Origin of the sequence: Paenibacillus pinihumi DSM 23905 = JCM 16419 (genome assembly GCF_000422505.1) — a bacterium.
Taxonomy (GTDB): domain Bacteria; phylum Bacillota; class Bacilli; order Paenibacillales; family Paenibacillaceae; genus Paenibacillus_D; species Paenibacillus_D pinihumi.
The window spans coordinates 747,228-756,587 of sequence record NZ_KE383865.1; the positions used below are offsets into that span (position 1 = coordinate 747,228).

The 9,360-nt window shown below is 47.0% G+C and carries 10 protein-coding genes; 5 read left to right on the plus strand and 5 right to left on the minus strand.

The features are described from left to right. Positions 1-75: 75 nt before the first annotated feature. Both H583_RS0123760 and H583_RS0123765 read right to left on the minus strand, forming a co-directional pair. Complete coding sequence (locus H583_RS0123760; RefSeq protein WP_028562658.1) at positions 76-915, minus strand: oxidoreductase; 840 nt, start codon at positions 913-915, stop codon at positions 76-78. A 22-nt stretch (positions 916-937) separates the two neighbouring features. Continuing rightward, positions 938-1,816: an MBL fold metallo-hydrolase gene (locus H583_RS0123765; protein WP_028562659.1), complete on the minus strand. Its 879-nt coding sequence runs from the start codon at positions 1,814-1,816 to the stop codon at positions 938-940. Between the two features lie 282 nt (positions 1,817-2,098). On the opposite strand from H583_RS0123765, the gene H583_RS0123770 reads away from it, so the two are divergent. The 3 genes from H583_RS0123770 (at position 2,099) to H583_RS0123780 (ending at position 4,704) form a co-directional block, all read left to right on the plus strand. Further along, a complete protein-coding gene (locus H583_RS0123770; RefSeq protein WP_028562660.1) occupies positions 2,099-2,674 on the plus strand; it encodes a TetR/AcrR family transcriptional regulator in 576 nt (191 codons plus the stop codon). A gap of 107 nt (positions 2,675-2,781) precedes the next feature. Next, positions 2,782-3,369 (plus strand): TetR/AcrR family transcriptional regulator, encoded by a 588-nt coding sequence (locus tag H583_RS0123775; RefSeq protein ID WP_028562661.1) that lies wholly within the window; start codon positions 2,782-2,784, stop codon positions 3,367-3,369. Between the two features lie 357 nt (positions 3,370-3,726). Further along, the gene (locus tag H583_RS0123780) at positions 3,727-4,704 is read left to right on the plus strand and encodes an MBL fold metallo-hydrolase (protein WP_211228355.1); all 978 of its coding nucleotides are present in this window, start codon (positions 3,727-3,729) and stop codon (positions 4,702-4,704) included. 252 nt (positions 4,705-4,956) lie between these two features. Here H583_RS0123780 and H583_RS0123785 read toward each other — a convergent pair whose 3' ends face one another. Next, complete coding sequence (locus H583_RS0123785) at positions 4,957-6,477, minus strand: FAD-dependent oxidoreductase (RefSeq protein ID WP_036710573.1); 1,521 nt, start codon at positions 6,475-6,477, stop codon at positions 4,957-4,959. A gap of 304 nt (positions 6,478-6,781) precedes the next feature. Between H583_RS0123785 and H583_RS0123790 the strand changes: the two genes are divergently transcribed. Further along, entirely contained in the window at positions 6,782-7,339 is a 558-nt protein-coding gene (locus H583_RS0123790; RefSeq protein ID WP_028562664.1) for a TetR/AcrR family transcriptional regulator, read from the plus strand. Positions 7,340-7,401: 62 nt separating this feature from the next. Here H583_RS0123790 and H583_RS0123795 read toward each other — a convergent pair whose 3' ends face one another. Beyond that, a complete protein-coding gene (locus H583_RS0123795) occupies positions 7,402-7,962 on the minus strand; it encodes a sugar O-acetyltransferase (protein ID WP_028562665.1) in 561 nt (186 codons plus the stop codon). A gap of 53 nt (positions 7,963-8,015) precedes the next feature. Further along, positions 8,016-8,888, minus strand: coding sequence for an ROK family protein (locus H583_RS0123800; RefSeq protein WP_028562666.1), 873 nt, complete (start codon positions 8,886-8,888; stop codon positions 8,016-8,018). Between the two features lie 192 nt (positions 8,889-9,080). Between H583_RS0123800 and H583_RS0123805 the strand changes: the two genes are divergently transcribed. Then, the coding region (locus tag H583_RS0123805; protein ID WP_028562667.1) for a helix-turn-helix domain-containing protein at positions 9,081-9,360 on the plus strand (280 nt) is incomplete at its 3' end.

A 9,360-nucleotide genomic window follows, 5' to 3' on the forward strand; every position in this document is an offset into this window, starting at 1 on the left:
ACCTTGTTGTTACAATAGAAGTCGTTTTCGAGAGAAAAATCAACTTCTATAGCAACAGGGTGCTGCCAGCCTTATTTAGTTATCAAAGCCAATGGAATGGCTTAATTCGCTCCATTGCTCAAATTCCTGTTTCAGAGCATCGAATTTTTCCGCAACAAGCTGGTAAGCATCAGAGCCGAGCAGCAAATGAAGGGGAGGATGTTCGAGCGCAGCCGTTTGAATGATGGCTTGGGCCGCTTTCTCAGGATCTCCGCCCTGGTTTCCGCTGAAGGCATCGAAGGAAGCTTTCAGATTTCGTACGGCCTGATAGGCATCAATTTCATTTTTGGCGTAGGCAACCGAATTGCTGTCCAGGAAGCTCGTTCTCATGAAGCCAGGAGCAATGACGGTTACATGAATGCCAAAATCCTTAACCTCCTCGGCAAGAGCCTCGGTTAAGCCAATTACGGCAAATTTGGTTCCGCTGTAGACGCCAAAGCCGCCGCTGCCAATATAACCTCCGGCCGAAGCAATATTGATGATGTGCCCGGATTTTTCAGCCCGCAGATAAGGCAATGCTTTTCGGATCACATTCAGTGTGCCGAATACGTTGATATCAAAGTTTTGACGCGTTTCTTCATCTGTGAGCTCTTCAATGCTGCCACCAAGGCCATATCCGGCATTATTGACAATAACGTCAATTGAACCGAACTTTTGAACCGTACTTTTAATTGCAGCTTCAACGCTGGCTTCGTCTTTCAAATTAACAGATAGCGGCAAGAAATGTTCAGATTCGGGTTGAACGGCTTTCTGCAATTCAGCGATAGTCCGGGATGTGGCAGCAACCTTTTCCCCGTTATTCAACAATTGCTTGACCAAGGTAAGCCCCAGGCCTTTGGATGCTCCTGTTATAAACCATACTTTTGATTTTGTCATATGAATTCCCTCCATTTTTTTCTTACAAGCTCGGCTTCCATTTCTCCGGAAGAAGCACATAGCGGTCTTTATCTTTTCGGATATAGCTAAAGCCGGGGAAGTGCAGATGCATACCAGTGACAAGAAGCTGTTCACCGGCCGCAAAATCCAAAATCCGGATTCGGGTTTCAACTGCAACCTCAGGACAAACATCCATGATTACTTTTTCCTCCGGCCTTTGCAACTGGATCGAGGTGTTATGAATCACATCACCCCAGATTAGCAGCTTTTCACCTTTGGACTCGATCAGATAGACGGTATGGCCAGGTGTATGTCCTGGTGCTGCAATAGCTTGAATGCCCGGGACAGGCTCTTTTTCGCTACTGGTAAATGTCCGGATACGGCTCTCGTATGGGGCAAATGCAGCTTGTGCCATCTGAAAATTGGCTGCTTCCTGCCTGTCTGAAGGATTACTAATGTTGCTGCTATCCATCCAGTACGAGAATTCAGTTTCTTGGACCACGACTTCCGCGTTTGGAAATACCCTTGTTCCATCCGTATGAATCAGCCCATTTGTATGATCAGGATGTATATGGGTCAGCAATACCGTTGCAATATCCTGGACATCAATGCCGGCTGCTTTAATGTTGCTTAATGCGGTTCCAATCCCCATTCCCAGACCCGCATCGATTAAGGTTATCCGGCCTTGAATGTTCACAATGAAGCAATTCGTATTGAGAACAATAGGACTTGTCTCAAAATCGGCTTGGAGCATTTCTTTGCCAATATCCTCGGATAATTCGTAGTAGGGCCAGAAAGGAAGCTCTGAATGACCGTCAGAAATTACAGTAACCGTGATGTCTCCGATTCTTCGATGGTAAACAGCAGGTACTTGAACAACAGGGTGATTGTTGATAGACATAGTTGTGGACGCTCCCTTCAAATTATTTGATGATAACAAAAGCAACAGTTGTTATTTAAGTTACATGTGTTATTGTAAATATCCGGACAGGCCGAATCAACCAACAATATTCGGATTCTGTTGCTTAAGCAAAAGCTCAGAAAAGATGTTGGTTTTTCAAAGGTAATGCAGAAAATATGCGGACGGTTTGCAGGGCAAACTTTCCGACAGTTGTTGCGAATGCAACAGATTATATATAATGAATGAGAAGTAAAGCTTCATCATGAAGGGAAGAGCGGACTATTGACTATTACTGAAGTGAATCCTAATGATCCCCGCGTAGTTCGGACGCGGCAGTTGATTATTGATGCTTTTGTTGATTTACTTGGCAAAAAGGATTTTTACTCCATTACCGTAAGCGATATTTCCAAGCAGGCCACGATAAACAGAGCGACTTTTTATGCCCATTTCACAGATAAATTTGCGCTTATCGACCGTTTTTTATCGGCGTCCTTTATTGAATTTGCCCATAAAAGAGTAAATCAATATTCGGAGCTTACGGAAGAAACGATTCAAAGCATCGTAATTACCTTATGTGAGTACCATGAGATTTCGCAAAAGCTATGCAGGAGAAATTATGAGGCGATCGCGCCGCATGTAGAGAAAAATATAAAAGTTGAACTGGAGCATATGATTTTGCAAATCATGATAAAGGATTGTAAAGATACCGATGAAGATACGCTAAGGCTGGCGGCGAATATATTGACGTGGTCCATATACGGCGTAACTTATCGATGGAACATAGAGAAGAGATCCGAAACGCCACAACAGTTTGCAGAGAAAATATTGCCCATCTTAAGGGGAGGATTTTTGGATTAGAGTTTGAAAAGGAAGAGATACCCAAGTTACAACTGTTGTAATTTGTTAAGTGTAACTTGATATGATAAGATCGAACCTATAAAGAACCTGTAAAGGGGGTAGGATTTATGGCAGAAGAAACCTTAACGAAGGATTTGATTTTGGATGCTGCTGAGGCTGTTTTGCGCAAATACGGGCCTTCCAAAGCGAATGTGTCGGATATTGCCCGCGCAATCGGGGTTAGCCATGCAGCTTTATATAGGCACTATGACAATAAAGCAGCTTTGCGGAAGGCCGTTGTGGACAGGTGGCTGCACGGGGTATTTGAGCCTTTGGGTGCTGTCTTGGCGGAGAAAAAAGCACCCGATCAATTGCTGTACCGCTGGCTAAGAAGCTTGTGGGATTTCAAGCGTGAGCGTGCCCGTAAAGACCCGGAATTATTCGCGATGTACGCCTTGTTGGTTGCGGAGACAGAAGGAGCTGTGGAGTTCCATGTGGAAAGCCTTTTGCTTCAACTGGCATCAATTATAGAATCTGGAATGTCATCCGGTGTATTTGGCTGTAAGGACGCACGTCAATCTGCTTTTGCTGTGTTTATGGCTACCAGCCGCTTTCATCATACCGCCCATGCGCCCGAATGGGAAACGCCGGATGCTGAATCCCGATTTGAAGCGGTCTTTCAGCTTGTATTGAATGGATTGTTATCAAAATCCTAAGCTTGTCACAGATACATTGCGATTATTATTTAATAGTTACCCGTTATCCGTTCAGAGATGGCTATCATTCTGGAAAGTCCAGAAAGAATACCCATCTCTTTTTTGCCCGCTTGCATATTCCTGCTTGACTTAAAGTGCACTTTAAGATGTACACTTAATGCGGGGTGGTCTCTGAAGGGACATGATAAAATTATAACGAACAGAAAGTAGGATAGAAATAGAATGAAGTATTACATTATTATCACCATCATCGCTATCATTGCCATATTTATTTTCTTGATCCTGCACTATTATCCGCCTCTTGGCGGAAAAAGTTCAGCGGAAAGCCGGGAGCGAATCCGGGAATCTGTAAATTTTATCGACGGAAAGTTTCAAAATCAAATACCGACACCGATGGATTACAGCTTGAAAGATACGGCTGACGCTCTCATCAAAACGGTAAAAGGCAGACCCGACGGAAAACCGAAGGGAAGCATCCCGGTTGTTCCATTTGATTCAAAAGCCTATCTGGAAAATCCGGAGGATCAGGTCATATGGTTCGGGCATTCCACCCTATTGCTAAAAGCAAGCGGAGTGAAGCTGTTGATTGATCCCGTATTTGGGGATTATGCGTCTCCTGTCCGTTACTTTGGCCCCAAGCGTTACAGTGACCAGCTCCCGGCACAGATTGAGGACTTGCCTGAAATAGATGCGGTCATTATTTCCCATGATCATTATGATCATCTGGATTACGGTTCGATCCTGAAGCTTAAAGAAAAGGTAAAGCAATTCATTGTGCCGCTGGGAGTCGCCGGGCATCTGACGAAGTGGGGAGTCGATCCGGGCAACATTCAAGAGCTGGATTGGTGGGAAGAAGTATCGTTTCAGGGGCTAACCATTGTCAGCACGCCAGCCAGACATTTCTCCGGAAGGGGAGGAGCCAGTGGAGGAGGTTCTACACTATGGAGCTCCTGGGCTATTCTTGGCGAGAGATCAAAAATCTATTATAGCGGGGATAGCGGTTATGCGCCGCACTTCAAGGAGATTGGCAGCAAGTACGGGCCGTTTGACCTTACACTGATGGAATGCGGTCAATATGATGAGAAATGGGCGAATATTCACATGACGCCGGAGGAATCCGTGATGGCCAATCTGGATGTGCAAGGTAAACGGATGATCCCTGTTCACTGGGGCGCATTCACATTAGCCTTGCATAGCTGGACCGACCCTGTTGAGCGGGCCCGGGAGGCAGCCGGCAATCTAAATGCCGAGCTGGCGACTCCAAGGATAGGAGAAACCGTGTTCGTCGAAGCCAAGGAATATCCAAATGCAAACTGGTGGGGAGACGTAGATTAGCCACAAACCCGCAGGATGATGTATAACCGGGCTTTTCCAGTCTTATGACCCGCTTGGCTGCTCAGAATGGCAGATACGAGCAGTACCGGGCGCGGCCCTGATTTGTCGATCCATCTGGCAGGTTCACCAGGAATTCCGCGGGGTAGATTATTTCGCGGCGATATCCGAATCGGACATAGATATAAACAGCAAACCGCCCCATAGCCGCTAATGATGCGGTAATGGGGCGGTTATTTTCAGTTCTTATTTGAGCTATGAGTTCAAGCTGGCCTGCTGCTTCATTGCTGCCAAAATGCCAAGCACTTTTTCATCAAAGGCACCGTCGAAGGAAGGAATCAGCTCGTCGATCCGGGCCTGATACCCTTCCGGCTCTACTTCACCCAGCTCAGCCCGCAGTTCCTGCTCTTCCTGCGATCCACCATCATTCAAGAGCATTTGAAGAATTTGTGCGTTAAAGAACTCACGCGGCGGAAGAATCAATCCGTTCATCATGAACAAGGCGCCGTGCATGGACTTGTCATTGTGCTCGGAAGCCAGCATCGTGGCTTTTTTTGAATACAGATTGATATATTTCTGTGCAAAAGCGGCGCCTTGCAGGACATGCGCATCGCTATGCTCGACCCCGTCCCAGCGTAAATCCGAGATGGAGCTCAGCCACCAGGCAGGGGCAATCGCTTTTTGGATCCGCTGGAACACACGGCGTTCGAAATCAGGCTGCGGGTTGCTTAACTGCTCCTTCAGACAGGTACCAAGGGTTTCAGCTTCGATCGCCCCTACGGTCATGCCTTGGCCGTAAATCGGATCAAACGAGCATAGTGCATCGCCAAGCACCAGCAATCCCGCTGGCCATTTCTCCATCTGTTCAAAGTGATTGCGCACGGATTCCTGAATCCGGTATCCGCGGGGACCCTGGAGCGGCTCCAATTGGTTAAGAAGCTCATCCAGGCCCTTTGCCTGAACATCTTTTATTTCCTCGAGGAATTGTTCCGGATCTGTAGAAGGGTAGTGTTTGCCCCCTGCACTGAACAGGAGCGCCATCACAATGTGATGTTCAATTCTCATGAGCAGGGAGGTGCTGGTTCCCTTCTCCGGATCGGCATCGGACATGATCAGCTTCCAGTCTTGCCGCATATGCTCAGGAATCCGGTAATAGCGGGTGCTGTAGCCAAGCGAGACATTCAGCCGCTCAGCTTCCGGAATGGAATAGCCAAGTGCTTCAAGCCAGCGGCTGGCCTTGGAGGTTCGCCCTGCAGTATCCACAACCAGATCAGCCGGCAATGTATCCTCGGTCCGCGGACCGCTGCGCTCCTTCGTTTTGATGCCTGTAATCGTTTGCTGGTCATCTGAGGTTGTGAGTCCGGTTACTTCTGTGTCCGAAAGAATATGGACATTTTTAAGCTGCTTCACACGCTCGCGAATGACCCATTCCAGCAAAGCCCTGCTGCTCGAAGCGCTTTTTTCTGTGGCCTGGGCCTCAATGGTACCGTATTGATTCACGAGAAGGGAGCGCTCCTGATGTGCAGGCTGAGCCCCTTTATCCAGCATATCATCTATAAAACCAGGGAAAAATTGCTCCAGAATCATCTGGCCGCGGGGCAGCATCCGGTGCGGATGAAACGATTGCGGCACACCAGCCCGGTCAACGGGTTCCTCCGGGAAGGTATCTCTCTCCACGATAATAACCTCTTTGAAATAATCCGACAGCACCCGGGCAGTGACCAGCCCTGCCATTCCAGCTCCAACGACAACTGCTTTTTCATGATTTTGTACCATTCCGATCCATCCTTCCGTTTATGATTCATCTTTCATGAATAATGCCTGCTGTTTGACGCCAACCAACATCTATTTGGGAGTCTGTCCGCAGCCCTTTATGCTCTCTCTATATAAGGTTAACGTCACAGTTCCAATTTTTGTGTCATGCTCCTCCTGGCAGCCTTGCTTATGAGATGATTGACCTCACTTTTTGCTTGCCAAAAGTGCAAAACTTGTATGACCCTTTGGAAATCAATTATAGTTATGTGTAGTATGGACGGTCAATAAAAGGGACAGAAGTTACACATTAGAGGTGATTTGTGACATGCTGATTAGCGCTAATCCGCTCGCAGAACGGTCGAAAAGATGGCTGTGCGAAGCCATGCTGGAGCTTTTAAAGGAAAAGCCGTATCACCAGATTACGGTGACGGAGATCTGCCAAAAAGCCGATTTGGTCAGGAAGACCTTTTACCGGCACTTTACATGCAAGGAATCTGTGCTTGTAGCCATTATGGATATGATGTATGAAGAATTTAACGATTATGTACAGGATCATCGCATTGAGCCATATGACATACCGCTGGCCTATTTTACGTATTGGGAGAAGCACAAGTTTTTTTTGAAAATGGCAGTTGAAAATCAAATGTTCTCGTTGATAAACGATCAGTATATCCGCTACCTGGAAGCGATGGAGCCTATGTTTGGGGGAGAGGTAATTACGAATGAGCTGGAGAAGGAGTATATGCGGATCATGGTTGCCGGCGGCCTGTGGAATATGCTCAGAACATGGGTGGTCCGCGGGTGCGTGGAGACACCGGAAGAGATGGCCCGCATGACAAACACCTTCTTCAAAGTGGAGGACTGCAGAGCGAAATATGACTAGAAAGGCCCCGTGCGAGTGCGTGTAAAGTGAAACTCACACGGGTCTGTCCGGTTTGATCCGCTCTATAAATGAATTTCTTTAATGATTTTAGCCGGATTTCCGCCTACAATCTGATTGTCAGGCACATTCTTGGTAACGACAGCGCCTGAAGCGATGACGACATTATTGCCGATTGTAACTCCGGGATTGATGACTGCACGGCCGCCAATCCACACATTGCTGCCGATCGTTACAGGCTTGCCGTACTCCGGACCTGCATTGCGCTCATCCGGGTGGAGCGGATGGGTTGCAGCATAAATATGGACACCCGGCCCCAGCATGCAGTTATCGCCGAAGCGGACCTCGCATACATCCAGGATTGTGCAATCAAAGTTGGAGTAGAAATTTTCCCCGATATGAATGTTATATCCGTAATCAAAGCGTATATTAGGCTCCATAAAGAATTGTTCCCCTGTAGAGCCAAGCAATTTTTTGAGTATTTCCGAGCGCAGTCCGCCGTCCGTCTCCGTTGTTTGATTGTAAATTCGCGTCATTTGACGGGCATAATCCCGCTCTTTTGCAAGCTGGGGATCAGCAGCGAGATAAAGCTCTCCATCAAGCATTTTTTGTTTTTCTGTTTTCATCGTTGTCATGTTGCCTTTTGTCCTTCCAATTTGAAAATTAATCCATCCGGATTTTATGAACAGGTGATCCGTTGAATCGTTCTTTTTACAAGTCCGCCCATATAGCTGGGATCGGGATGCTGGAGCTTTACAAGCTCTGGAATCTGTACCGCCGGCATGTGCCCGGAGCAATGGGCTGCGGTGCGTTTCAGATCGGCTGCATCGAGCTGATCCGAGATGAAAATGACGGTTTTCGGATTTAATACGGAAGCCAGGGTCATCACAATTTTCGAAGCCTGGTCAATAACCGCAGCCCTGTATTGCGGCTGAACGGTTAATTCCTTTTCCGACAGACAAGGCAAACAGGCGATCTCACCGGCAAGGTTCCTGTCCCCTTTATGAAGGCTTCCATCAATGATAATTCCGGCACGTGGAGGTTTTCCCCGATAGAGGGCAACAAGGGCGATGGTGGCCGGTAACTGATAGTCAAGCTCCTGATAATAGCCGTAAGCCGTCAAGTTTAATTCATTTTCAATGAAAACCTCGATATTTAGCTTTTCTTTGAGGATACTCTCCAAAGGAACATGAAGAAGTTCCGGAATATCACAGCCTGTAATGACCCCTTTATGGACATTGCCCCATAAGCCGATCCCGAGTGCCTTTAAGTTCGTATACATTTCCTTTAACGTCTCCACGATCCCGGCAATAACATCAGCATTCAGCTGCCGCAGTTCCATATGGTTCTTCTGTATCAAAACTCCGGACAGGCTGGCTATTCCATAGGTAAACGATACTTTATCCGGTTTGGCCCGGACGAAAATGCAGGCGACATAAGCCGGATTTTCAAGATCGTTATATGGACTTGCAGAATAGCCATGCAATTTTTGAGTCGCTATTACTCTCATATTGCCGAACCACAACCCTTGTCTTACTGGATTTCCAACCATGAATCCACCATAGGATCATGCACTGCAGCTGGATTATTAACTTATTAAACATGTTTAATAAGTCTAGGTAAGATAATAGCAGAAAGTATTTTTTTAAGCAATCAAAAGTTGAAAACTGTGTTATTCTTCTGTGATAATGTCATCCCATAACTGTTCTGAGATAATGTCACTATGGGACAGGAGACAATTACGTTGACAAAAGCCGAACTGAAGAAGGTACACGTAGTGGAGAAGATTCTTGAGGGACATATGACGAATGCGGAAGGAGCGGCAGCCTTGGGGATGACGCAGCGCCAGGTCATCCGGTTGAAAAAAAACTACCAAACAGGAGGCGCACAAAAACTTGCCCATGGAAACCGGGGTCGGAAACCGAGCCATGCGCTGGCGGATGAAATCAAGGAACGGGTGGTGACCTTGTACAAGGAGAAATACCATGGAAGCAACAACTGTCATTTTGCAGAGCTTTTGGCCG

Bases quoted from the DNA above. Each gene is read 5' to 3' on its own strand.
- H583_RS0123800 (WP_028562666.1), bottom strand. From the start codon at position 8,888: ATGGTTGGAAATCCAGTAAGACAAGGGTTGTGGTTCGGCAATATGAGA.
- H583_RS0123795 (WP_028562665.1), bottom strand. From the start codon at position 7,962: ATGAAAACAGAAAAACAAAAAATGCTTGATGGAGAGCTTTATCTCGCT.
- H583_RS0123775 (WP_028562661.1), top strand. From the start codon at position 2,782: ATGGCAGAAGAAACCTTAACGAAGGATTTGATTTTGGATGCTGCTGAG.
- H583_RS0123765 (WP_028562659.1), bottom strand. From the start codon at position 1,816: ATGTCTATCAACAATCACCCTGTTGTTCAAGTACCTGCTGTTTACCAT.
- H583_RS0123790 (WP_028562664.1), top strand. From the start codon at position 6,782: ATGCTGATTAGCGCTAATCCGCTCGCAGAACGGTCGAAAAGATGGCTG.
- H583_RS0123760 (WP_028562658.1), bottom strand. From the start codon at position 915: ATGACAAAATCAAAAGTATGGTTTATAACAGGAGCATCCAAAGGCCTG.
- H583_RS0123785 (WP_036710573.1), bottom strand. From the start codon at position 6,477: ATGGTACAAAATCATGAAAAAGCAGTTGTCGTTGGAGCTGGAATGGCA.